The organism is Amycolatopsis sp. N2S4-7 (genome assembly GCF_058119595.1).
The window spans coordinates 9,697,042-9,719,275 of sequence record NZ_CP172299.1 but is presented as its reverse complement, the minus strand read 5'-3'; the positions used below and the strand labels follow the sequence as shown (position 1 = coordinate 9,719,275).

Genomic DNA, 22,234 nt, shown 5'->3' with positions numbered 1-22,234 from the left:
TTCCCTAGAGTCTGTTTGAGCAGTCGCTCAAACTCTGAGGGGAGCCGAGAGATGCGGCCGAAGGCGCTCTACGTCGAGACCCTGATCCGCACGGATCTGGACACGCTGTGGCAGCACACGCAGGACCCGGTCCTGCACCGGCGCTGGGACCTGCGCTTCACCGAGATCAGCCCGCTCGAGGGCCATTTCCGCTACACCTCGCGGTTCCTGGGGATCACGGTCACCGGCGTCGGGGTGAGCGCCGCGTCGCGCACCTGGCCGGACGGCTCGCGCACCTCGGTGCTGCGGTTCGCCTCCGCCGATCCGCTGTCGCTGATCAGCGCGGGGGCGGGCTTCTGGCGGTACACGCCGGTCCCCGGTGGCGTCCGCTTCGTCACCGGGTTCGACTACGGCACCCGCTGGGGCCGTTTCGGGCAGCTGGCCGACCGGCTGTTCCGGCCCGTGTTCGGCTGGATGACGGCCTGGTCGTTCGACCGGCTCCGGCTCTGGCTGGAGACGGGCGTTGCTCCGGAAGACCAGCCGCTCACCGCACCATCGGCCGCCCGCTGCGGCCGGACCCGGCCCCGCGACCGGGTGGTCGCCGGAGCGACGCGGTGACCAGTGTCTTCGAGCGCGCGCTCGGCGCGGACTTCGCGAACCTGCACCCCCGGGTGCGGGAGCGGCTCGCCCTGTCGGACGGGCGAGGCATGATCGGCCACGGCGTGATGGACCGCGTCTGGCGCGGCCCCGGGTTCACCGTGCCGTTCCTCTGGCTCGGGTCGACCCGGCACATCCTGTTCCCCGAGTGCGGGCGGAACGTGCCGTTCACCATCGAGAACTACCCGTACGTGGACGGGCACGGCCGCGAGACGGTGTCCTTCGTGCGGACCTTCGAATTCCCGAATCGGCGCAGGCGCTTCGACGCGCAGATGGTCCACAGCCCGGAGCGCGGCCTCGTCGACTACCTGGGAACGCACCAGCGCCTGGCGGTCGACCTCGCCGTGTCGGTCCGGCCGGACGGCGGGTTCCGGATCCGCTCCGGCGAGTTCCGGTTCCGGGCGGGGGCGCGCCTGCCGCGGGGCCTCACCGTGACCGCCACGGTCGACGAGTGGTTCGACGACGGCTGCGGGCAGTTCCGGATCGAGGTCGCGGTGGTCGATCCCCGCTTCGGGCCGGTGTTCGGTTACGAAGGCGGGTTCAGCGCGCGGTACATCGACGTCGGCAGCGGGGTCGGCGGAGCCGTGAAACCACTTCGTGAGAAGGTCATGGACTGATGGGCACCGGCCGGAACTCCAGTTCGCAGGACACGAAGCAGCGGCTCGTGGACGGCGTGCTGGACGTCGTCCGGCGGCAGGGCATCACCGCCGTCTCGGCCCGGTCGGTCGCCAGTGCCGCGGGCGCGAACCAGGCGCTGGTCTTCTACCACTTCGGCAGCGTCGAGGAGCTCGTCGCGCAGGCGTGCATCTCCGCGACGGAGGCCCGCGTCGCCCTCTACCGGGACCGCTTCGCCGCTGTCGCCACGGTGGGCGAGCTGCTGGCGCTCGGCCGGGAGATCCGCACCGCGGAACGCGCGGAAGGCAACCTGGCCCTTCTGGCCCAGACACTGGCCGGGGCGCAGGGCAGCGAACGGCTCGCCGAAGCGACCCGAGAAGGCCTGAACAAGTGGATCACCGAAGTCCGGACGGCGCTCGAGCGCGTGCTCGAGGGGTCGCCGCTGGCCGAGCTCGCCGACCCCGACGGACTGGCCCACGCCGTGTCCACCGGGTTCCTCGGGCTGACGCTGTTCGACACGGTCGACCCCGACGGCGCCGAACAGGCCGTCGCCGCGCTGGAGCAGCTGGCCGTGCTCGTCGACGTCCTGGACGGGCTCGGCCCGGTGGCCACGCGGGCCGTCCGGGCCAAGCTCCGGAAATCTCGCCTCAGTTGAGCCACTGGCGGGCCGCGGTGACCCGCTCTTCCAGCCGCGCCCGCTGCTCGGCCACGCGTTCCGGCGCCGTGCCGCCCCGCGCGTTGCGCGACTTCACCGAGCCTTCGACGGTCAGCACGGCCCGCACCTCGGGGGTGAGCGCCGGGTTGATCTTCTCGAACTCCTCGTCGGTCAGCTCGTCCAGGCCGACGCCGCGGGTCTCGGCGACGCGGACGCTTTCCCCCGCCGCTTCGTGCGCGACGCGGAACGGGACGCCCTGGCGGACCAGCCATTCCGCGATGTCGGTAGCCAGGGTGAAGCCGGCCGGGGCCAGCTCGGCGAGCCGGTCGGTGTGGAAGGTCAGCGTCGCGAGCATGCCCGCGATCGCCGGGAACAGGAGCTCGAGCTGCTCGACCGAGTCGAACACCGGCTCCTTGTCCTCCTGCAGGTCGCGGTTGTAGGCCAGCGGCTGCGCCTTCAACGTGGCCAGCAGGCCGGTGAGGTTGCCGATCAGCCGGCCCGCCTTGCCGCGGGTCAGCTCGGCGACGTCCGGGTTCTTCTTCTGCGGCATGATCGAGCTGCCGGTGGCCCAGGCGTCGTCCAGCGTGACGTACCCGAACTCGGCGGTGTTCCAGATGATCACCTCTTCGGCGATCCGGGACAGGTTCACCGCGAGCATGGCGACGGCGAAGGCGAACTCGGCCACGAAGTCGCGCGAGGCGGTGCCGTCGATGGAGTTCTCGACGCTCGTCGCGAAGCCCAGCTCCTCGGCGACGGCCTCGGGGTCGAGCCCCAGCGACGAGCCGGCGAGCGCGCCCGAGCCGTACGGCGACTCGGCCGTGCGAGCGTCCCAGTCCTGCAGCCGCGAGACGTCGCGCAGCAGCGCCTGGCCGTGGGCCAGCAGGTGGTGCGCGAGCAGCACCGGCTGGGCGTGCTGCAGGTGCGTGCGGCCGGGCAGGATCGCGTCCGGGTGCCGCTTGGCCTGCGACACCAGCGCGTCGACGACCTCCAGCGTGCCGGCGACGACGCGGCGGGCCGCGTCCCGCAGCCACATCCGGAACAGCGTGGCCACCTGGTCGTTGCGGGACCGGCCGGCACGCAGCTTGCCGCCGAGGTCGGTGCCCGCGCGTTCGAGGAGGCCGCGTTCGAGGGCCGTGTGCACGTCCTCGTCGGCGATCGTCGGGGTGAACGCCCCCGACGCGACGTCCTGGGCGAGGGTGTCCAGCGCGGCCAGCATGCCCGTCAGCTCGTCGTCGGTGAGCAGGCCCGCCTTCCGCAGCACGCGGGCGTGCGCGCGGGAGCCGGCGATGTCGTAGGGCGCCAGGCGCCAGTCGAAGTGCGTCGACGCGCTCAGCGCGGCCATGGCCTCCGCCGGACCGCTGGCGAACCGGCCGCCCCACAGCTGCACCGGCTGCTCGTTCCCGCTCACTGTTCTCGCTTCTCCTCGTAGTACGTCGGATTCAAGTCTTCGGCCGTCACCCGGCCGTCGTGGAGGACCAGGCGAACTTCGCCCGACACGGTGTCGGCCAGACTGGCGCATCCGCGGCCGGCCCGCCGTTCGAGCGCGGCGCACGCTTCACGGCGGCCGATTCTCTGCGCCTCGCCGCGCGCGCTCAGCATCCGGCGCGCTTCGGCGACGGAGACGGTCTCGCCGTCGATCGCCACCGGGACCCCGCGATCGAACGTGACGACAACCTCGTCCGGCGCGAGGAACTCACCCTCGGCCGGGAAGATGTCGGCGAGCGCGGTCATGGCGGTCCTTCGTCTCCTTGGTCCTGTGCGGAACGGTGCGCCAGCGCGGCGAAGCGCTCGGCCAGTTCCTTGCCCGTCAGGGGTTCCCGGGCGATCACGGCGACCGTGTCGTCGCCCGCGATCGAGCCGACAACCTCCTCCAGCGCCGCCCGGTCGATGGCGCTGGCCAGGAACTGCGCCGCGCCCGGCGGGGTCCGCAGCACGGTCAGGTTGCCCGACGAGTCCGCCGAGACCATCAGCTCGGCCAGCAGCCGGGAGAGCCGGGAAGTGCCGCCCTGCACCCCGCGGACCGGGCTGCCGTCCTCCGGGATGACGTAGACCGGTGCGCCCGAGTCCGGGCCGCGCAGCTTGACCGCGCCCAGCTCGTCGAGGTCGCGCGACAGTGTCGCCTGGGTGACCTCGATGCCTTCGGCGGCCAGCAGCTTGGCCAGCTCGGTCTGGCTGCGGATGGTCACGCTGGACACCAGCTCGGTGATCCTCGCCTGCCGCCCCACCCGGCTGCTGGTCATCGCCGGCTCTCTTCGAACAGCCAGACCAGGAGGGCCTTCTGGGCGTGGAGCCGGTTCTCGGCCTCGTCCCACACCGCGCTGGCCGGGCCGTCGATCACCTCGTCGGTGATCTCCCAGCCGCGGTGCGCCGGCAGGCAGTGCAGCACGATGGCGTCGTCCGCGGCCTTCTTCAGCAGTTCCGCGTTGACCTGCAGGGCGCGGAACGGGCCCACCCGGTCGAGCCCGTCGTTCTCCTGCCCCATCGACGTCCACGTGTCGGTGACGAGCACGTCCGCGCCGTCGACGGCGGCGTACGGGTCGGTGAAGACGGTGGCGGTGCCGCCCGTCTCACTCGCCCGCTTCTTCGTGTCCAGCAGCACGCCCTGATCCGGCTGGAAGCCGACCGGCGAGACGACCCGGACGTGCATCCCGGCGGTGACGCCGCCGAGCAGCAGCGAGTGCGCCATGTTGTTGGCGCCGTCGCCGAGGTAGACGAGGGTGAGCCCTTCGAGCTTTCCCTTGCGCTCCCGGATCGTCATCAGGTCGGTGAGGACCTGGCACGGGTGGAACTCGTCGGTCAGCGCGTTGATCACCGGGATCGACGCGGCCGACGCCATCGCCTCGATGCGCTTCTGCGCGAAGGTGCGCCACACGATCCCGTCGACGTAGCGCGACAGCACCCGCGAAGTGTCCTCGATGGTCTCTTCGCGCCCGAGCTGCATGGAGCGGCCGTCGACGATCACCGGGTGCCCGCCGAGCTGGCTGATGCCCACCTCGAACGAGAACCGGGTGCGGGTCGAGTTCTTCTCGAAGATCGCCGTGATGGACTTGCCGGCCAGGATCCGGTTCCCGAGCGGGTCGGCCTTCAGCGCGTCGGCGAGGTCGAGGATCGCCTTCTGCTCGGCGGGGCTGACGTCGTCGTCGCGGAGGAAGTGGCGCAGCATCAGTCGGAGTCCTTCGTGGTGGAGTCGAGCGCGTTCGGGAGCGCGGCGAGGAAGCCTTCGGCCTGCTCGCCGTCGAGCACGAGCGGGGGCGCGAGCCGGACGGCGTCCGGGGCGACCGGGTTGACGAGGTAACCGGCGTCCTGGGCGGCCTTCGCGACCGCCGCCGAGACGGGCTGCTTGAGGGCGATGCCGAGCAGCAGCCCGGCGCCGCGCACCCCGGCGACCAGGGGGTGGCCCAGCGCCTCGACGCCCGCCGCGATGTCCTTGCCCAGCGCCGAAACGTGGTCGAGGAGGTTGTCCGCGGCGATGGTCTTCAGCACGGCCAGTCCGGCCGCGCAGCAGACCGGGTTACCGCCGAAGGTGGTGCCGTGCTGGCCGGGCTTGAGCAGGTCGCCGGCGGCGCCGACGCCGATCACGGCGCCCAGCGGCAGCCCGCCGCCGAGGCCCTTGGCCAGGGTGATCACGTCCGGGACGATGCCGGCCTGCTGGTAGCCGAACCAGGTGCCGAGGCGGCCGAGGCCGGTCTGCACCTCGTCGAGCACCAGCAGGGTGCCGGTGGCCTTGGTGATTTCGCGGGCGGCCTGCAGGTAGCCGTCCGGCGCCGGGATCACCCCGGCCTCGCCGAGCACCGGCTCGAGGAAGACCGCCGCGGTGTCGGTGTCGACGGCCGCCTTGAGCGCCTCGACGTCCCCGAACGGCACGTGCTCGACGCCGGGCACCAGTGGCTTGAAGGGGTCGCGCTTGCCGGGCTGGCCGGTGAGCGTCAACGCGCCCATGGTCCGGCCGTGGAACGCGCCCTCGGCGGCGACGACCTTGGTTCGCCCGGTCAGCCGGCTGATCTTCAGCGCGGCTTCGTTCGCTTCGGCGCCGGAGTTGACGAACAGCACCTTGCCGTTGCCGGTGAGGCCGGCGACGTCGAGCAGCGCCTCGGCGAGCTCGACGGCGACCGGGTTGACGTACAGGTTCGAGGTGTGGCCGAGCTGTTTGATCTGGTGGGTGACGGCTTCGACGATCGCGGGGTGGGCGTGCCCCAGCGCGTTGACGGCGATGCCGCCGACCAGGTCGACGTACTCCTTGCCGTCGGCGTCCCACACCTTCGCGCCTTCGCCGCGGACGAGCGTCAGGCCGGGCGTGCCGTAGTTGTCCATGAGGGCGGACTGCCAGTGCTGCTGGCCATCCACATTGGACTTGAGGTCGGTCACGGGAGCTCCGTTTCGGGGAAGACCATGGTGCCGACGCCGCGCGAGGTGAAGACCTCCAGCAGCACCGAGTGGGCGAGGCGGCCGTCGATCACGTGCGCCCGGCGCACGCCGCCGCGGATGGCGCGCACGCACGCCTCCATCTTCGGGATCATGCCGCTGGCCAGGTCGGGCAGCATGGTTTCGAGGCGGTCGACGCGGATGCGGTCGATCAGCGACGACCGGTCGGGCCAGTTCGCGTACAGGCCTTCGACGTCGGTGAGCACGACGAGCTTTTCGGCGCCGAGCGCGGCCGCCAGTGCGCCCGCGGCGGTGTCGGCGTTGACGTTGTGCACGACGCCGTCGATGTCCGGGGCGACCGTGGACACCACCGGGATGCGCCCGGCGTTGACGATGTCGAGCACCGCGTCCGGGTTGACCTCGGCGACCTCGCCGACGAGCCCGATGTCGACCTGTTCACCGTCCACAGTGGCCCGTTTGCGCTCGGCGGTGAACAGCCGGGCGTCCTCGCCGGAGATGCCGACCGCGTACGGCCCGTGGGCGTTGATCAGGCCGACGAGCTCGCGGCTGACCTGCCCGGTGAGCACCATCCGGACGATGTCCATCGTCTCCGGCGTGGTGACCCGCAGGCCGCCCTTGAACTCGCCTTCGACGCCGAGGCGCTTGAGCATCGCGGTGATCTGCGGGCCGCCGCCGTGCACGACCACGGGGCGCAGGCCGGCCAGCCGGAGGAACACCATGTCCTCGGCGAAGGCCGCCTTCAGCTCGTCGTCGATCATGGCGTTGCCGCCGTACTTGACCACCACGGTGGCGCCGTGGAACCGCTGCAGCCACGGCAGCGCCTCGATGAGCACCCCGGCCTTTTCGGCCGCCGTCGCCAGTCTCTCGTCCGCGGAAATCAGAGCCTCCTGGTTCATGAGGAGTACGCGCTGTTCTCTTCGACGTAGCCGTGCGAAAGGTCGGTGGTGTAGATGGTCGCCGCGCTCGCGCCGACGCCGAGGTCGACGACGATCTCGATGGCGCGCCCGGTGAGGTCGGCCTCGGACCGGTCGGCGGCGGGCATCCCCTGCGCGAACAGGGTGACGCCGTTGATCGCGATCGACACCGTCTCCGGGTCGATGCGGGCCGGGACCCGGCCGAGGGCCATGGCGATCCGGCCCCAGTTCGGGTCGGAGCCGAACAGGGCCGTCTTGACCAGGTTGTCCTCGGCGATCGTGCGGGCCACCGCGATCGCGTCGGCTTCGGATGCCGCGCCCCGCACCGTGACGTCGACGTCCTTCGTCGCGCCTTCGGAATCGGCGCGCAGCTGGAGAACGAGGTCGTGGCTCACCGCGGTGAGCAGCTCGGTGAGCTCCGCCTCGGTGGGTTCGACCCCGCTCGCGCCGGAGGCGAGGACCAGGACGGTGTCGTTGGTGGACGTGCCGCCGTCGACGTCGAGCCGGTCGAAGGTGACGTGGGTGGCCGCGCGCAGCGCGCGGTCGAGGGTGCCCTTGTCCACCACGGCGTCGGTGGTCAGGACCGAGAGCATGGTGGCGAGGTTCGGCGCGAGCATGCCCGCGCCCTTGGCGAAGCCGCCGACGCTCCAGCCGCTGTCGTGCTTCGCGAAGGCCTGCTTCGGCTTGCTGTCGGTGGTCATCACGCCGGTGGCGGCGTTCAGGCTCGCCTCGGCACTGGCGTCCAGCGCCTTGAACGCCGTGTCCACGCCGGACAGCACGGCGTCCATCGGCAGGCGCTCGCCGATCAGGCCGGTGGAGCAGACGGCGACCTCGATCGCGCCCGCCTGCAGGACTTCGGCGACCTTCTCGGCGGTGGCGTGGGTGTCCTGGAAGCCGCCGGGGCCGGTGGCCGCGTTGGCGCCGCCCGAGTTGAGGACGACGGCCTTCAGCCGCTGCTGCTTGAGCACCTCCTGCGACCAGAGCACCGGCGCGGCCTTGATGACGTTGCGGGTGAACACGCCGGCCGCGACGTCGAGCGGGCCGTCGTTGACGACCAGAGTGAGGTCGAGCGCGCCGGAGGCCTTGATCCCGGCGGCGACGCCGGCGGCGCGGAAGCCCTGGGGGCCGGTGACGGTCACGGTGCCACTCCTACGGTGGAAAGGCCGGTGGTCTCGGGGAGACCGAGGGCCAGGTTCATCGACTGGACGGCACCGCCGGCGGTGCCCTTGGTGAGGTTGTCGATCGCGGCGACGACGACCAGGCGCTTCGCACCGGCGTCGACCGTGACCTGCAGCTGGACGTTGTTCGAGCCGAGCGTCGCCGAGGTCGTCGGCCAGGCGCCCGCGGGCAGCAGCTGGACGAACGGCTCGGCGTCGTAGGCCTTCTCGTACGCCGCGCGGGCGGCGGACTCGTCGACGTCGCCCTTCAGCGGGGCGCTGGCGGTGGTGAGGATGCCGCGGGGCATCGGCGCGAGCACCGGGGTGAAAGAAACGGTGACCTTCTCCCCCGCGACGGCCGAGAGGTTCTGCGCGAACTCCGGGGTGTGGCGGTGGGCGCCGCCGACGCCGTACGCGCTGGCCGAGCCCATCACCTCGGAACCGAGCAGGTTCGGCTTCAGGCTCTTGCCGGCGCCGGAGGTGCCGGTGACCGCGACGACCGTCACGTCCGGCTCGATGAGCCCGGCGACGAAAGCGGGCGCCAGGGCGAGCGACCCGCCGGTCGGGAAGCAGCCGGGCACGGCGATGCGCTTGGTGCCGGCGAGCTTCTCGCGGGCGCCGGGCAGCTCGGGCAGGCCGTAGGGCCACTGGCCGGCGTGGTCGCCGCCGTACCAGCGCTGCCAGTCGCCCGCGTCGGCCAGCCGGTGGTCGGCGCCGAGGTCGACGACCAGGACGTCCGGGCCGAGCTGCGCCGCGATCTCGGCGGAGTGCCCGTGGGGCAGCGCGAGGAACACGACGTCGTGGCCGGCGAGGGTCTCCGGCGTCGTCTCGGCGAGGACGCGGTCGGCGAGGGGGACGAGGTGGGGCTGGTGGACGCCGAGTTTCGTGCCCGCACTGCTGGCCGCCGTGAGCGCGCCGATCTCGACCCCGGGATGGGTCAGGAGCAGGCGCAGCAGTTCGCCACCCGCGTACCCGCTGGCTCCGGCCACCGCGATGTTCACCGTCATACGCATGATTATGCACGCCCTTGCAAGGCTAAACAAACAGGATTCCCGGGAAGTGGTACCCGCCACCTTGGGATGCTGGGCCCATGACGGACACCCCGGCGCGGCTGCTCGGCCTGCTTTCGCTGCTCCAGACGCCCCGGGAATGGCCGGGCAGCGAACTGGCCGACCGGCTCGGCGTCAGCCCGCGCACGATCCGCCGTGACATCGAGCGGCTGCGCGAACTCGGCTACCCGGTCGAGGCCAGCCGCGGTGTCGCGGGTGGGTACCGGCTGGTCGCGGGCGCCGCGATGCCACCCCTGGTGCTCGACGACGACGAAGCCGTCGCGATCGCGGTGGGCCTGCGGACCGCCGCCGGCCAGGCCGTTTCCGGGATCGAGGAGGCGTCCGTGCGGGCGCTGGCCAAGCTGGAGCAGGTGCTGCCGGCGCGGCTGCGCCGCCGGGTGGGCACGATCGGCACGGCGACCGTCACCGTGGCGGCCACCGGGCCGGTCGTCGACCCCGCGCAGCTGACTGTGTTCGCCGGTGCGATCACCAACCACGAGACGGTCCGGTTCCGCTACCACGCGAACGACGGGACCGAGACGCACCGCCGGGCCGAGCCGCTCCGGCTGGTCGCCACCGGCCGCCGCTGGTACCTGGTCGCGTACGACCTCGACCGGGCGGACTGGCGGATCTTCCGCGCCGACCGGGTCCGCGACGCCCAGGCGACGGGCGGCCGGGCGGTTCCCCGCCGGCCACCCGCGACGGATCTGGCGGCCTACGTCGTCGACCGGCTGTACGACCTGGTCCCGACGTACCGGGCGGTGGCGGTCCTGGCGGAACCGGCGTCGCAGATCGCCCCCCGCCTCGGCGCGGCGGCCGACGAGCTGACCGACCTGGCCGGCGGCCGGAGCCGGTGGCGGAGTCACCCGGACACCCTGGACTGGCTCGCGTTCCGGCTGCTCGGCCTGGGGTGCGCGTTCACGGTCGAGGAACCGCCGGAGCTGGTGGAGCGCTTGAAGGTGCTGGCGGACCGCGCCAACGCGGCGGCAGGCGTCCGGAACTAGCCGCTCGCCGCACCCGCGCAGCACCGCCGGCGCTCCCCGGTGGCTTGCTCGCCGCCCGCCGCAACGGACCGTTCGGTCACCTTTACCGTGCAGCACTGCCGCTCCTCCCTGTCTCTTCGCTCGCCTGCCGCCGCGGTGGGCCGGTCCACTGTGGACCGGCCCACCGGCCGCTCAGCCCGATTCGCCTCCGTCCAGGTCCGTGCGCCTGCTCGGCGGTACCGGCAGGTAGCAGCCCGGGTTCTCCGGGTCGCAGCCCACGCGGGGCAACCGGGCGCGGATGCCGCCGGGGGTGCGTTCGAAGTACGCCGCGATCTCCGCGACGCTCTCGCCCGCGATCCACCGGCTCTCCAGCTCCGCGTCCATCTCCTCGCTCCACGGGCGGCCCTGCTGGGCAGGACGGCCCGCGGATCTTCGCCGCGGCGCCCGGCTTGCGCCGTTCACGGACAGCAACCCGTCCGAGACGAGGTCGGCCACCGTGGCCGCCACCGCGACGTCCAGGTCGAGGCTGCCCTCGGCGACCGGTTCGCCGCCGGGGCCGCCGGCTTCCAGGGTGATCATGACCCTGCTGTTCGGTTCGGCGCGATCGTCATCCGTCCTGGTGGCGACCACAATCTGGTAGGTGTTCTCCTGGGCCCGGATCTCGGTCCGGCGCTCTTCGATGATCGACATGCCACGAAGCTAGCGCGCACCCCCGACAATTTTCGGCCACGCACTGCTCACGGCCGGTTTCGCTCCGAAATTGTCGGACCCCTCCCCTAACGTCCCCCTCGACCACCGCACGTGATCAGGAGGCGACGATGGGACACCGGCGGACAAGACGGTGCCCCGGTCCGGAAGAACCGGACCGGGGCACCTGGGAGAACCTTCGCTCAGAAGTGCAGCAGCTGGGCCAGCGTGCTCTGCTTCTCCTGGGCGGCCTTCGCGGAGCCGTCCGACTTCTGCGCCGCGGCGCCGTCGGGCACCGGAGCCGGCACCGGGTCGCACTGGACGTCCGAGTGGTTGCCGGGCTGGCGCGCGGGCAGCTTGCCGGTGGCCAGGTAGTCGGCGATCTTGTCGTCCACACAGGACACCCCGGACAGCGAACCGGCGTGCGTCGTGCCGCCCGGCGCGCTGATCAGGCTCGACTTCGGGAACCGCTTCCGGACCTCGAGGCTGCCGGTGTACGGCGTGGCGGCGTCGAGCTCCTCGCTGATCAGCAGGGCACCGGCCACGTTCCGGCCGTCGATGTTCACCGGCTTGCCCGCCTTCGCCGGCCAGAACGCGCAGGGCGCGTTGAACCAGGCGTTGCCCCAGGTTTCGAACGGGGCCTTGAAGTAGGTCAGCCAGTTGTCGGCGCGCCACTTGTTCCAGTTGGTCGGCCACTGCACGTCGGTGCACTGCACGCCCAGGTACACGGCGAACCCGTTGTCGTTGCCGGGCGGGTTCGAGTCGTCGTAGAGCGCCTTGAGCGTCTGCCAGTCACCCTGGTGGACGTAACCGTCGAAGGCCTTGGCCATGTCGACCCAGCCGAAGACGTAGTAGCCGGCCTGCAGGAAGATGTCGGTCCACTCGTCGCCGCCGATGACCCCGCCCGCCGGGTTCTTGGCGAGCTTGCGCTGCGTGTCGTACCACAGCTTCTCCACGGCGGCGCCGGTCTTGCCGAGGTGGTAGACGTCGTCGTACCCGGCGAGCCAGTCGAAGTAGATCTTGATGTTCTTGTCGAACGCGACGTCCTGGTCGAGGTTGGCCTGGTACCAGACCTTCCGCGGGTCGACGTTGCCGTCCAGCACCATCCGGCGCACGTTCTTCGGGTACAGCGTGCTGTACACCTGGCCGAGGTAGGTGCCGTAGGAGAAGCCGTAGTAGTTGATCTGCTTCTCACCCAGCGCCTTGCGCAGGCTGTCGATGTCCTGCGCGACGTCGGTCGTCTTGAGGTGGTCGAGGATCGGGCCGTTCTTCTTGCACGCCTCGGCGTACCCCTTCGAACGGTCGAGCCAGGTCTTCTCCAGCTGCGGCGTGGTCGGCACGTACGCCGGCCGGTTGTAGCTGAAGTAGTTCCCGTCGCAGCTGATCGCGGGCTTGCTGGAGCCGACGCCGCGGGGGTCGAAGCCGATCCAGTCGTAGTTGTCCCCGGCGTGGTTCGGCACGTACTTGCCGAGCACCGACAGGCCGAGGCCGGAGCCACCGGGGCCGCCGGGGTTCACCACCATGATCCCCTGGGACTGCGCGGTCTTGTGCTTGATCCGCGACACCGCGACGGAGACCTTCGCCCCGCCCGGCTTCGCGTAGTCCATCGGCACCTCGAGGAAACCGCACTCGGCTCCGTTGGCCTTCAGGCTCGCCGACGCGCAGGGCCCCCAGGCGATCGGCGCGGGGCTGAACTGCACCCCGGGGTCCGCCGAGGCGGCGGGCGCGGCGGCCATCAGCCCGGCCGCGAGCCCCGCGGCGGCGACGGCGGCAACGATTCTTTTCACAGTCGTCCTTTTCGTCCGCATTCGACAGAAGTTCGCCGGATTTCGACGAAACTACCGGCAACCCTGGTCAATCTCGCTGACCGCCGCGCTTTCCGCCATCCGCCTTTCGTCGGTACCTGGGTCGCCGCGCAGGGCCGGAACTGTCGGTGCCCGGCAGTACGCTGCGGGTCGCCCGACGGCGACGGGAGGACGGATGAGCGCGGACGAACGGCTGGTCAAGGCGATCCGCGCCGGGCTGGCCGAGCTGGCCGACCCGGTGAAAGCACCGGCGATGCAGGCGTACATGAAGTCGGCCATGCCGTACCGCGGGGTGGCCAAACCCGAGCGAAGCGTGCTGCTCAACCGGGTCCTGGCCGACCACATACTGCCCGATCGGGTGACATATACGGCGACGGTCCTGGAGTTGTGGCGGACCGCCGAATTCCGCGAGGAGCGCTACGCGGCGATCGATCTTTCCGGGCACCGCGCGTACCGGCGGTGGCAGGACCCGGACCTGGTCCCGATGTACGAGGAGATGATCGTCAGCGGGGCGTGGTGGGACTACGTGGACGAGCTCGCCATCCGCCGGATCGGGCCGATCCTGCGGGCCGCCCGCGCGCAGGTCACGCCGGTGATGCTGAGGTGGGCGGCGGATCGCGACCTCTGGCGCCGCCGCACGGCGATCATCTGCCAGGTCGGCGCGAAGGAGGACACGGACACGGACCTGCTCACCCGCGCGATCGAACCGGCGATCGCCGAGCCGGAGTTCTTCCTGCGCAAGGGAATCGGCTGGGCCCTGCGCGACTACGCGAAGACGGCGCCGGACTGGGTCCGGTGCTTCGTGGACGATCACCCGGGCCTGTCCGGGCTTTCCCGCCGGGAGGCGCTCAAGCACATCGGGTGAAGGTGGGCCGCGGAGGAGCGAATCCGGACGGACGACTCGCGTACTCAGACGGACGACTCGCGTACATGGATGGACGACTCGCGTGCCTGGACGGTCGGCTGGCGTGATTGGGCGGTCGGCTCGGGGGCGAGGGCCGTGCAAGGCGGCGGGAGGCGTGGGCGCGCGGGCTGGAGACGCGAAGAGGGGCCGGTGGCCCGGCCCCTCTCGCGGTACTTCGGCTCCGGCGGTTACGCGCGGAGGGTTGCCTCGAAACGCTCGCCCGCTGCCGCTACTGCGGCGTCGCGGGCCTTGGTGGCCTCGTCGACCGTCAGGGTGCGGTCCGCCGCGCGGAAGCGCAGCTTGTACGCCAGCGACCGCTTGCCTTCGCCGACCTGCTCGCCCGCGTACACGTCGAACAACGTGATGTCCTCGAGCAGCTCGCCCGCCCCGTCGCGGAGCACTGCCGCGAGGTCCGCCGACGGCACGTCCGCCGCCGCCACCAGGGCCACGTCGAGGAGGACCGGGGGGTAGCCGGACACGCTCGGCGCCGGGCGGGAGTCCGGCAGGGGGATCGCGTCCAGGTCCAGCTCCATCGCGACCGTCCGCGGCGGCAGGCCGAGGGCCTCGACCACCTTGGGGTGCAGCTCACCCGCGTGGCCGACCGGCCAGTCGCCGATCTGGAGGCGGGCGCAGCGGCCCGGGTGCCACGGCGGCAGGTCCGCGGCCTGCACCGTCAGCTCGACCCCGGCGGCCTCGGCGACCGTCCGGGCCGCCTGCACCGCGTCGGCCCAGTTCGCCGGCTCGCCCTGGCCCCACCAGCCCGCGCGGTGGCGCTGGCCGGCGAGGACCACGGCGACGTGCACCGGCTGCAGCGGCACGGCCGCTTCGAGCAGCGCGAGCTCCTCGTCGCTCGGCCGCCGGTCGACGCCGAGGTCCGGCACCTTCAGCGGGTTCGGCGCGGGCAGCACCACCTGGCCGATGTGGAACAGCGAGACGTCCTTCATCCCGCGGGACACGTTGCGCTGCAACGTGTCGAGCAGGCCGGGCAGCAGCGTGGTGGCCAGCCGGTTGCGGTCGGCCTCCAGCGGGTTGCGGACGACAACCGCGTTGCGGCGGACGTCGTCGGCCGGGAGGCCGAACGCGTCCCACACCGCGTCGCTGACGAACGGGAACGGCCGCACCTCGACGTACCCCGCCTCGGCCAGGGCGCGCGAGACGCTGCGGCTGCGCCGCTGGGCGTCGGTCAGGCCGCGGCCGGCCGGGGCGGCGGGGAGCGTCGACGGGATGCTGTCGTACCCCTCCAGCCGCAGCACCTCTTCGACGAGGTCGGCGGGCTGGCGCAGGTCGCCGCGCCAGCTCGGCGGGATCGCGGTGACCAGGCCGGTGCCGTCGTCGCCCGTGCCGACCGAGACCTTGCAGCCGATCTGGGTGAGCCGGCGGACGGTCACGCCGCGCTGGTAGTTCACGCCCGCGACCTTGTCGGGCAGGTTGATCGGCATCATGACCGGCGGGTTCGGCTCGACCGTGCCCTCGTCGGTGCGGCCGGGCTGGATGGCGGCGTCGCCGTACTGGCGCAGCAGCCGGGCGGCCAGCTCGACCGCGGCCGCGCACAGCTGCGGGTCGGTGAACCGCTCGAACCGCTTGGCGGCCTCGGAGAACAGCTTGTGCCGCCGCGCGGTGCGGCTGATCGCGGCCGGGTTCCAGTGCGCCGCCTCGAGCAGCACGTCGGTGCTCTCCGCCGTGATCTCGGTGCTCGCGCCGCCCATCGTGCCGGCCAGCGAAATGACGCCGCTGTCGTCGGCGATGATCACGTCGTCCGGGTCGAGCGTGCGCTCGACATCGTCCAAAGTGGTCAGCTTCTCGCCCGGCTTCGCCCGGCGCACCACCAGGTCGCCCTGGATGGCCTTGGTGGCGAACGCGTGCAACGGGTGCCCGAGCTCGAGCATCACGTAGTTCGTGACGTCGACGGCCAGGGAGATGGACCGGATCCCGGCCAGCATCAGCCGCCGCCGCATCCACCACGGGGTCGGCGCCGTCGCGTCCAGGCCGGTGACCCGGCGCAGCACGAACCGCGGGCAGCCTTCCGGGTCCTCGACGCGGACCGGCCACGCGTCGCCCTCGGCCGCCGGGACCTCCAGCAGGGCCGGGTCGCCGAAGGGGACGTCCAGCGCGTTCGACAGCTCGCGCGCGAGGCCGCGGACCGACAGCGCGTAGCCGCGGTCCGGGGTCGGCGCGAGCTCGATCACCGTGTCGCCGAGGTCGAGCAGCTGCTGGGCGTCGTCGCCCGGGCTCGCGGTGCCCGGCGGCAGCACGAGGATGCCGGTGTGGTCGTCGCCGAGGCCGAGCTCGCGCGCCGAGCAGATCATGCCGTCGCTGATCCGGCCGTAGGTCTTGCGGGACGCGATGGCGAAGTCGCCGGGCAGGACCGCGCCGGGCAGCGCGACGACGACCAGGTCGCCCTCGGCGAAGTTGCGCGCGCCGCAGATGATGCCGCGGGTCTTGATGCCGTGCGGGCCCTCGTCGAACTCGCCGGCTTCGTCGTCGTCCTCGTCTTCGTCGGCTTCGTCGACCTCGTCGGTGTCTTCGGCGGGCTCGCCGACGTCGACGCGGCAGAACCGGACCGGCTTCTTGAACTCGGTGAGCTCTTCGATCTCGGCCACCCGGCCGACGACGAGCGGGCCGGTGACGGGCCCGAGCTGCCTCAGGTCGTCGACCTCGATCCCGATCCGCACGAACGCGTCGGCCAGGTCCTGCGGCGTGACCTCCTCAGCGATGTCGAGGTGTTCGGTCAGCCAGCTGACTGGGACTCGCACTACGCCTCCGTTCCGAAGGGAAGGGTGAAGCGGACGTCGCCTTCCACCATGTCGCGCATGTCCGGGATCCCGTTGCGGAACTGCAGGGTGCGCTCGATGCCCATGCCGAAGGCGAAGCCCGAGTACACCTCGGGGTCGACGCCGCAGGCGCGCAGCACGTTCGGGTTGACCATGCCGCAGCCGCCCCACTCGACCCAGCCGGGGCCGCCCTTCTTCTCCTCGAACCAGACGTCCACCTCGGCGGACGGCTCGGTGAACGGGAAGAAGTGCGGGCGCAGCCGGGTCTTCGAGTTCTCGCCGAACATCGCGCGGGCGAAGGCGTCCAGCGTGCCCTTGAGGTGCGCCATCGTGATGCCCTTGTCCACCGCCAGGCCCTCGACCTGGGTGAACACCGGGGTGTGCGTCGAGTCGAGCTCGTCGGTGCGGTACGTCCGGCCGGGGCAGACGACGTACACCGGCAGGTCGCGGTGCAGCAGCGTGCGGGCCTGCACCGGCGAGGTGTGCGTGCGCAGCACCAGGCCGGAGTCCTCCTCGCCGACGTAGAACGTGTCCTGCAGCTGGCGCGCGGGGTGGTCCTTGCCGAAGTTCAGCGCGTCGAAGTTGAACCACTCGGCTTCGAGCTCCGGGCCCTCGGCGACCTCGTAGCCCATCGCGACGAACGCGTCCGCGACGCGCTCGGAGATGGTGCTGATCGGGTGCCGGGCGCCGCGCGGGACGCGGTCCCACGGCAGGGTGACGTCGACGGCCTCTTCGCGCAGCACGCGCTCGTCGCGCTCCGCCTGCAGCTCGGCGCGGCGGGCGTCGAAGGCCGACTGGACGGCCTGCCGGGCCTCGTTGACGCGCTTGCCCGCCTCGGCCTTCTCCTGCTTGGGCAGCGCGCCGATCTCGCGGCGGGCCAGCAGCAGCGGCGAGTGGTCGCCGAGGTGAGCCGGCTTGACCTCGGCCAGCGCGTCGAGCCCGGTCGCGGCGGCGAACGCCGCTTCGGCGGCCTTGACCGCCTCTTGCAGCGTCTCGGGGGCGAGAACCGCGCCCTGGGCTTCCTTCTCCTTGGCTCCGGACATAACTCCTCGGCGTCCGCTGGGACTGGTCGTTCGTGCTCCGCCGGACACGCGGCGCACGAGAGGTCAGAGGCGGGAAAAGTCTATGGGATCGGGTCCGGGTGCCCCCGGTCGCCCTCGGCCGGTGCGCGGGCACGGCCGGCGCGGGGCGCGGCGGCGGCCGGACCGGAGGTCGCCGGGCTGCGGGAAAACGCGGGACGCGGAGCATCCCCGCAGGTCAGCGTGGCGACCGAAGATCAGCGGCGCGCCGCCATCGCGCTCGTGTAGACGCAGACGGCCGCGGCGGTGGCGAGGTTCAGGCTTTCCGCCTTGCCGTACAGGGGGATCCGGACCGCGAGATCGGTCCGGTCGAGGACCTCGGCGGGCAGGCCGTGGGCCTCGTTGCCGAAGACCCACGCCGTCGGCGCGGTGAGATCCACCCGATCGAGTTCGGCGTCCGCGTAGCCGTGCGCGGCGAAGGTGCGCAGACCGGCGCCGGAACAGGCGGCCAGCGCGGCGGGGACGTCACGGACCCGCGCGATCGGCAGGTGGAACAGGCTGCCGGCGGCCGCGCGGACGCACTTGCCGTTGTGGGGGTCGACGGTGTCGCCCGCCAGGACCACCGCGTCGGCGCCCGCGGCGTCGGCGACGCGGATCACGGTGCCCGCGTTGCCGGGGTCGGCGACGTCCACCAGCACGACGACGAGCCGCGCGGCCGGGGTCACGGCCTCGGCGAGGGGACGGTCCAGCAGCGCGCAGACGGCCACGATGCCTTGCGGCGTCACCGTTTCCGAAAGCCCGTCGGCGGCGCGGTCGGTGATCGGCGAAACCGGGACACCGGCCGCGCGGGCGGCGTCGATCAGGTCCGCGTGCTGCGCGGACGCGCGCGAGGTGACGAACAGCTCGTGCACCGTGCCACCGGTCAGGGCGGCCTCGACGGCGTTGGCGCCTTCGGCCAGGAACCGGCCGGTCTTGTCGCGTTCCGCGCGCCGCGTCAGCTTGCGCGCAGCAACGACCCGGGGGGTCCGTTCGGTGAACGGTTCCGCCCCGGGTCGGGAAAAGCTGCCGGTCAGGCCGACTTCGCTTCGCCGGTGTTCACGTTGGCCTTGGCGAGCTCGGCCAGCGCGGTGAAGGCGGCGGCGTCGTTGACGGCGAGGTCCGCGAGGATCTTGCGGTCGACCTCGACACCCGCGGCCTTGATGCCCTGGATGAACCGGTTGTAGGTCACGCCGTTCGCGCGGGCGGCCGCGTTGATGCGGGTGATCCACAGCTGGCGGAAGTCACCCTTGCGGGCACGACGGTCCCGGTAGGCGTAGTTGAGCGAGTGAAGCGTCTGCTCCTTGGCCTTGCGGTACAGCCGCGAACGCTGGCCGCGGTAGCCGCTGGCCAGTTCGAGAGTTGCGCGACGCTTCTTCTGGGCGTTGACCGCCCGCTTGACGCGTGCCACGGGTCCATCCTGTCGATCTCAGGGGGCGAAGGGGAACGCCCCGGGTGGTTACAGCAAGTTCTGCGGGATCAGATGCCGAGAAGGCGCTTGACCCGACCGGCCTCGGTCTTCGCCAGCTCGGTGGTGCCCTCGAGGCGGCGGGTGAGGCGGTTGGACTTCTTCTCCATCAGGTGCCGACGGCCGGCCTTCTGGCGGCGCAGCTTGCCCGTGCCCGTGACGCGGATCCGCTTGGAGGTCCCGCTGTGGGTCTTCATCTTCGGCATTACAAGTCCTCTTTCGTGCGGCGGCTCACCGGAGAACCGGTGAGCCGCTGACTGTGCTGGTCGGCGCTTACGCCTCGGGAGTCGGCTCGGGGGCCGCCTCGGCCTTCGCCTTGGGCTTCACGTTCTTGTGCGGGGCCAGCACCATGATCATGTTGCGACCGTCCTGCTTGGCCGACGACTCGACGAAGCCGAGCTCCGTGACGTCTTCGGCGAGCTTCTGCAGCAGCCGGTAGCCGAGCTCCGGCCGGGACTGCTCGCGACCGCGGAACATGATCGTGACCTTGACCTTGTTGCCCGCCGCCAGGAAGCGCGACACGTGACCCTTCTTGGTCTCGTAGTCGTGCTGGTCGATCTTGGGGCGCAGCTTCTGTTCCTTGATGACGGTCAGCTGCTGGTTGCGCCGCGACTCACGGGCCTTCTGCGCGCTCTCGTACTTGAACTTGCCGAAGTCCATGAGCTTGCACACCGGCGGGCGGGCCTGCGGCGCGACCTCGACGAGGTCGAGGTCGTTCTCCTGCGCCAGGCGCAGCGCATCCTCGATCCGGACGATGCCGACCTGTTCACCGGCGGGTCCGACGAGTCGGACCTCCGGCACCCGGATTCGGTCGTTGATGCGTGTCTCGGAGCTGATGGGGCCTCCTTGGTCCGAGGAATGTTTCCTGTTCTCGTTCGACCTGGTGCCCACATAGCGAAGGCCCCGACACCGTTCGGTGCGCGGGGCCCACTCTGTTCCGATCGCCCCCGGCCGCGAGGCCGGGCACTCCACCCGGAACTTGCGTCCGGGCGAGACCGGACCCGGACACCTGTACGGTGACGCGGGTGGGAGCGGGGCTCCACTTGCCGCCCCCGATCGCTCGGAGGCTGGTCGCTCGTGGAAGGGTACCAGACGTGTCGGAACAACCTTCGCAACAGCCCCCGTATTCCCCGGAAGCGCGCCACCTGGAGGACATCCCCAGCGTGGAGGTGATCAGCCGCGCCGCCGTCATGCTGCTGTCGGCCGGCGCCGAACGGCTCGGCCTCGCCGACGCCGACCCGGCGACCTCCCCGCACCGCGACCTCGACGAAGCGCGCCGCCTGATCACCGCGCTCGCCGGGCTCGTGACGGCCTCGGCGGAGTACCTGGGCCTGCACGCGGGTCCGTTGCGGGACGGTCTGCAGTCGCTGCAGAAGGCCTTCCGCGAGGCCTCGGTCGTGCCCGATCCGCCCGGTCAGGGCCCCGGGGAAAAGTACACCGGTCCCGTCTACTGACCTCTCCCTCGTCCGGCTCCTTGCCGGACGAGCCCTCTGACATCTAAAATGTTAGATGTGAGTCTCTCAAAGGTCACCCGTCCGCTCCTGCGTGACGAGGCCTACGAACGCATCCGGCGCGCGATCGTCGACGGCACGCTCCCCCCGGGCGCCCCGCTCAGGGACGCCGAACTCGCGAACGAGCTCGGCCTGTCGAAGGCCCCGGTCCGCCAGGCCCTGCTGCGGCTGGCGGACGACGGGCTGGTCGACTCCAAGCCCCAGAGCTACACGCGGGTCTCCGACGTGATGTCGCGCGACGTCCTGGACGCCCGGGAGATCGTCCGCGTGCTGCACGAGTTCGCGGTGAAACAGGCCGTCCCGAAGTGCCGGCCGGCCGACATCGCCGCGATGCGCGCGGCCAACGACCGCTTCGCCGCGGCGATCGAAGCCCGCGACATCGCGGCCGCGGTCGCGGCGGACGACGAGCTGCACGACGTCCCGGTCCGCCTGGCGGGCAACGCCGCCGTCGCCGCGACCCTCGACCGCTACACGCCCCTGCTGCGCCGGCTGGAGCACGCCCGGTTCAGCTCGGCGCTGGCCTGGAACTCCGTCGAGCGCCACACGAAGCTCATCGACGCGCTCGAGAAGCGCGACACCGAAACCGCCGTCTCCGTGATCTCGACCATCTGGACCGACCTGCTGGAGGAACTGTGACCCTCGCCGACTTCCCGCGCTTCCCCCTGCTGTTCGGCCCGTCGCCGGTGCACCCGCTGGAGCGGCTCACCGAGCACCTCGGCGGCGCGAAGATCTGGGCCAAGCGCGAGGACGTGAACTCCGGGCTCGCGTTCGGCGGCAACAAGACCCGCAAGCTCGAGTACCTCGTCGCCGACGCCCTGAAAGAAGGGGCCGACACCCTCGTCTCCATCGGCGGCGTCCAGTCCAACCACACCCGGCAGGTCGCGGCCGCCGCGGCGCGCGCCGGGCTGAAGGCCGTGCTCGTGCAGGAAAGCTGGGTCGACTGGCACGACCCGCTCTACGACAAGGTCGGCAACATCCAGCTCTCGCGGATCCTCGGCGCCGACGTCCGGCTCGTCGAAGCCGGCTTCGGCATCGGCTTCAAGCAGACCTGGGAGGACGCGATCGCCGAGATCGAGGCCGGCGGCGGGAAGCCGTACGCCATCCCGGCCGGCGCCTCCGACCACCGGCTCGGCGGGCTCGGCTTCGCGAACTGGATCGTCGAGCTCGAAAAGCAGGAGGAAGAACTGGGCGTCTTCTTCGACACCGTCGTCGTCTGCTCGGTCACCGGCAGCACGCAGGCCGGGATGGTCGCGGGCACCGCGCTGGGCAAGCGGCGCCGGATCCTCGGCATCGACGGCTCCGCCAAGCCCGAGGAGACCCGCGAGCAGGTCACGCGGATCGCGCGGAACACCGCCGAGCTGATCGGGGCGGGACAGCTCCCGGACGTCGAACTCGACGACCGCTACCACGCCGGGATCTACGGCATCCCCGACAAGTCCACGATCGACGCCATCGAGACGTGCGCGCGGCTGGAGGGGATGATCACCGACCCGGTGTACGAGGGCAAGTCGATGGCCGGGCTGATCGACCTGGTCGGCCGCGGCGAGATCCCGCGCGACTCGACCGTGCTCTACGCCCACCTCGGCGGGCAGCCCGCCCTCAACGGCTACACGAGCGTCCTCGGCTGACCACCCGGGGCCG

At 71.7% G+C, this 22,234-nt stretch carries 24 protein-coding genes; 8 read left to right on the top strand and 16 right to left on the bottom strand.

The window, feature by feature from the left end:
• Positions 1 to 51 precede the first annotated feature (51 nt).
• From ACH54P_RS45925 to ACH54P_RS45915, 3 genes are read left to right on the top strand one after another with little or no spacing between them, the layout of a single operon-like run.
• The gene (locus ACH54P_RS45925; RefSeq protein ID WP_489909582.1) at positions 52 to 597 is read left to right on the top strand and encodes a hypothetical protein; all 546 of its coding nucleotides are present in this window, start codon (positions 52 to 54) and stop codon (positions 595 to 597) included.
• On the top strand, positions 594 to 1,253 hold the full coding sequence (locus ACH54P_RS45920; RefSeq protein ID WP_489909581.1) for a DUF4166 domain-containing protein: 660 nt from the start codon (positions 594 to 596) through the stop codon (positions 1,251 to 1,253). Before ACH54P_RS45925 ends, ACH54P_RS45920 begins: the two co-directional genes overlap by 4 nt.
• The gene (locus ACH54P_RS45915; protein ID WP_489909580.1) at positions 1,253 to 1,906 is read left to right on the top strand and encodes a TetR/AcrR family transcriptional regulator; all 654 of its coding nucleotides are present in this window, start codon (positions 1,253 to 1,255) and stop codon (positions 1,904 to 1,906) included. Before ACH54P_RS45920 ends, ACH54P_RS45915 begins: the two co-directional genes overlap by 1 nt.
• On the opposite strand, the gene argH is transcribed toward ACH54P_RS45915, so the two are convergent.
• The 8 genes from argH to argC are packed head-to-tail and all read right to left on the bottom strand — an operon-like array spanning position 1,899 to position 9,367.
• Positions 1,899 to 3,314 (bottom strand): argininosuccinate lyase, encoded by a 1,416-nt coding sequence (gene argH, locus ACH54P_RS45910; RefSeq protein WP_489909579.1) that lies wholly within the window; start codon positions 3,312 to 3,314, stop codon positions 1,899 to 1,901. The two genes, ACH54P_RS45915 and argH, sit on opposite strands and share 8 nt — an antisense overlap.
• Positions 3,311 to 3,637: an argininosuccinate synthase gene (locus ACH54P_RS45905; RefSeq protein ID WP_489909578.1), complete on the bottom strand. Its 327-nt coding sequence runs from the start codon at positions 3,635 to 3,637 to the stop codon at positions 3,311 to 3,313. The genes argH and ACH54P_RS45905 overlap by 4 nt, the downstream gene beginning before the upstream one ends.
• Positions 3,634 to 4,146: an arginine repressor gene (locus ACH54P_RS45900; RefSeq protein ID WP_489909577.1), complete on the bottom strand. Its 513-nt coding sequence runs from the start codon at positions 4,144 to 4,146 to the stop codon at positions 3,634 to 3,636. Before ACH54P_RS45900 ends, ACH54P_RS45905 begins: the two co-directional genes overlap by 4 nt.
• Positions 4,143 to 5,069, bottom strand: coding sequence for an ornithine carbamoyltransferase (gene argF, locus ACH54P_RS45895; RefSeq protein ID WP_489909576.1), 927 nt, complete (start codon positions 5,067 to 5,069; stop codon positions 4,143 to 4,145). The genes ACH54P_RS45900 and argF overlap by 4 nt, the downstream gene beginning before the upstream one ends.
• Positions 5,069 to 6,271, bottom strand: a complete 1,203-nt coding sequence (locus ACH54P_RS45890) for an acetylornithine transaminase (protein WP_489909575.1) — start codon at positions 6,269 to 6,271, stop codon at positions 5,069 to 5,071. Before ACH54P_RS45890 ends, argF begins: the two co-directional genes overlap by 1 nt.
• A complete protein-coding gene (argB, locus tag ACH54P_RS45885; RefSeq protein WP_489909574.1) occupies positions 6,268 to 7,185 on the bottom strand; it encodes an acetylglutamate kinase in 918 nt (305 codons plus the stop codon). The genes ACH54P_RS45890 and argB overlap by 4 nt, the downstream gene beginning before the upstream one ends.
• On the bottom strand, positions 7,182 to 8,342 hold the full coding sequence (gene argJ / locus ACH54P_RS45880; RefSeq protein WP_489909573.1) for a bifunctional glutamate N-acetyltransferase/amino-acid acetyltransferase ArgJ: 1,161 nt from the start codon (positions 8,340 to 8,342) through the stop codon (positions 7,182 to 7,184). Before argJ ends, argB begins: the two co-directional genes overlap by 4 nt.
• Positions 8,339 to 9,367, bottom strand: coding sequence for an N-acetyl-gamma-glutamyl-phosphate reductase (gene argC / locus ACH54P_RS45875; RefSeq protein ID WP_489909572.1), 1,029 nt, complete (start codon positions 9,365 to 9,367; stop codon positions 8,339 to 8,341). Before argC ends, argJ begins: the two co-directional genes overlap by 4 nt.
• Before the next feature lie 83 nt (positions 9,368 to 9,450).
• On the opposite strand from argC, the gene ACH54P_RS45870 reads away from it, so the two are divergent.
• A complete protein-coding gene (locus ACH54P_RS45870) occupies positions 9,451 to 10,413 on the top strand; it encodes a helix-turn-helix transcriptional regulator (RefSeq protein ID WP_489909571.1) in 963 nt (320 codons plus the stop codon).
• 171 nt (positions 10,414 to 10,584) lie between these two features.
• Here the strand turns inward: ACH54P_RS45870 and ACH54P_RS45865 are convergent, their stop codons facing one another.
• Positions 10,585 to 11,082: a helix-turn-helix domain containing protein gene (locus tag ACH54P_RS45865; protein ID WP_489909570.1), complete on the bottom strand. Its 498-nt coding sequence runs from the start codon at positions 11,080 to 11,082 to the stop codon at positions 10,585 to 10,587.
• A gap of 200 nt (positions 11,083 to 11,282) precedes the next feature.
• Complete coding sequence (locus ACH54P_RS45860) at positions 11,283 to 12,866, bottom strand: alpha/beta hydrolase (RefSeq protein ID WP_489909569.1); 1,584 nt, start codon at positions 12,864 to 12,866, stop codon at positions 11,283 to 11,285.
• 193 nt (positions 12,867 to 13,059) lie between these two features.
• Here ACH54P_RS45860 and ACH54P_RS45855 point away from each other — a divergent pair, with 193 nt between their 5' ends.
• Positions 13,060 to 13,749: a DNA alkylation repair protein gene (locus ACH54P_RS45855; RefSeq protein ID WP_489909568.1), complete on the top strand. Its 690-nt coding sequence runs from the start codon at positions 13,060 to 13,062 to the stop codon at positions 13,747 to 13,749.
• Positions 13,750 to 13,976: 227 nt separating this feature from the next.
• Here ACH54P_RS45855 and pheT read toward each other — a convergent pair whose 3' ends face one another.
• The 6 genes from pheT to infC form a co-directional block, all read right to left on the bottom strand.
• The gene (gene pheT / locus ACH54P_RS45850; protein ID WP_489909567.1) at positions 13,977 to 16,541 is read right to left on the bottom strand and encodes a phenylalanine--tRNA ligase subunit beta; all 2,565 of its coding nucleotides are present in this window, start codon (positions 16,539 to 16,541) and stop codon (positions 13,977 to 13,979) included.
• Positions 16,541 to 17,602 (bottom strand): phenylalanine--tRNA ligase subunit alpha, encoded by a 1,062-nt coding sequence (gene pheS, locus ACH54P_RS45845; RefSeq protein WP_489909566.1) that lies wholly within the window; start codon positions 17,600 to 17,602, stop codon positions 16,541 to 16,543. Before pheS ends, pheT begins: the two co-directional genes overlap by 1 nt.
• Before the next feature lie 233 nt (positions 17,603 to 17,835).
• The gene (locus tag ACH54P_RS45840) at positions 17,836 to 18,651 is read right to left on the bottom strand and encodes a TrmH family RNA methyltransferase (protein ID WP_489917020.1); all 816 of its coding nucleotides are present in this window, start codon (positions 18,649 to 18,651) and stop codon (positions 17,836 to 17,838) included.
• Positions 18,648 to 19,025 (bottom strand): 50S ribosomal protein L20, encoded by a 378-nt coding sequence (rplT, locus tag ACH54P_RS45835; protein ID WP_004559056.1) that lies wholly within the window; start codon positions 19,023 to 19,025, stop codon positions 18,648 to 18,650. The genes ACH54P_RS45840 and rplT overlap by 4 nt, the downstream gene beginning before the upstream one ends.
• A gap of 68 nt (positions 19,026 to 19,093) precedes the next feature.
• A complete protein-coding gene (gene rpmI, locus ACH54P_RS45830; protein ID WP_086672342.1) occupies positions 19,094 to 19,288 on the bottom strand; it encodes a 50S ribosomal protein L35 in 195 nt (64 codons plus the stop codon).
• Between the two features lie 67 nt (positions 19,289 to 19,355).
• Positions 19,356 to 19,973, bottom strand: coding sequence for a translation initiation factor IF-3 (gene infC / locus ACH54P_RS45825; RefSeq protein WP_013227848.1), 618 nt, complete (start codon positions 19,971 to 19,973; stop codon positions 19,356 to 19,358).
• Between the two features lie 203 nt (positions 19,974 to 20,176).
• Between infC and ACH54P_RS45820 the strand changes: the two genes are divergently transcribed.
• From ACH54P_RS45820 to ACH54P_RS45810, 3 genes are read left to right on the top strand one after another with little or no spacing between them, the layout of a single operon-like run.
• Positions 20,177 to 20,536 carry a DUF1844 domain-containing protein gene (locus ACH54P_RS45820; RefSeq protein WP_167441657.1) on the top strand — a complete coding sequence of 120 codons (360 nt, stop codon included), beginning with the start codon at positions 20,177 to 20,179 and terminating at the stop codon, positions 20,534 to 20,536.
• 57 nt (positions 20,537 to 20,593) lie between these two features.
• On the top strand, positions 20,594 to 21,229 hold the full coding sequence (locus ACH54P_RS45815) for a GntR family transcriptional regulator (RefSeq protein ID WP_489909565.1): 636 nt from the start codon (positions 20,594 to 20,596) through the stop codon (positions 21,227 to 21,229).
• Positions 21,226 to 22,221: a 1-aminocyclopropane-1-carboxylate deaminase gene (locus ACH54P_RS45810; RefSeq protein ID WP_489909564.1), complete on the top strand. Its 996-nt coding sequence runs from the start codon at positions 21,226 to 21,228 to the stop codon at positions 22,219 to 22,221. Before ACH54P_RS45815 ends, ACH54P_RS45810 begins: the two co-directional genes overlap by 4 nt.
• Positions 22,222 to 22,234 lie beyond the last annotated feature (13 nt).

What these genes read in the sequence shown, in the direction of transcription:
- ACH54P_RS45925 (WP_489909582.1), top strand. Translation starts at nt 52, where the DNA reads ATGCGGCCGAAGGCGCTCTACGTCGAGACCCTGATCCGCACGGATCTG.
- pheS (WP_489909566.1), bottom strand. Translation starts at nt 17,602, where the DNA reads ATGTCCGGAGCCAAGGAGAAGGAAGCCCAGGGCGCGGTTCTCGCCCCC.
- argB (WP_489909574.1), bottom strand. Translation starts at nt 7,185, where the DNA reads ATGAACCAGGAGGCTCTGATTTCCGCGGACGAGAGACTGGCGACGGCG.
- argF (WP_489909576.1), bottom strand. Translation starts at nt 5,069, where the DNA reads ATGCTGCGCCACTTCCTCCGCGACGACGACGTCAGCCCCGCCGAGCAG.
- ACH54P_RS45905 (WP_489909578.1), bottom strand. Translation starts at nt 3,637, where the DNA reads ATGACCGCGCTCGCCGACATCTTCCCGGCCGAGGGTGAGTTCCTCGCG.
- ACH54P_RS45900 (WP_489909577.1), bottom strand. Translation starts at nt 4,146, where the DNA reads ATGACCAGCAGCCGGGTGGGGCGGCAGGCGAGGATCACCGAGCTGGTG.
- ACH54P_RS45855 (WP_489909568.1), top strand. Translation starts at nt 13,060, where the DNA reads ATGAGCGCGGACGAACGGCTGGTCAAGGCGATCCGCGCCGGGCTGGCC.
- rpmI (WP_086672342.1), bottom strand. Translation starts at nt 19,288, where the DNA reads ATGCCGAAGATGAAGACCCACAGCGGGACCTCCAAGCGGATCCGCGTC.
- ACH54P_RS45915 (WP_489909580.1), top strand. Translation starts at nt 1,253, where the DNA reads ATGGGCACCGGCCGGAACTCCAGTTCGCAGGACACGAAGCAGCGGCTC.
- ACH54P_RS45870 (WP_489909571.1), top strand. Translation starts at nt 9,451, where the DNA reads ATGACGGACACCCCGGCGCGGCTGCTCGGCCTGCTTTCGCTGCTCCAG.
- argC (WP_489909572.1), bottom strand. Translation starts at nt 9,367, where the DNA reads ATGACGGTGAACATCGCGGTGGCCGGAGCCAGCGGGTACGCGGGTGGC.
- ACH54P_RS45865 (WP_489909570.1), bottom strand. Translation starts at nt 11,082, where the DNA reads ATGTCGATCATCGAAGAGCGCCGGACCGAGATCCGGGCCCAGGAGAAC.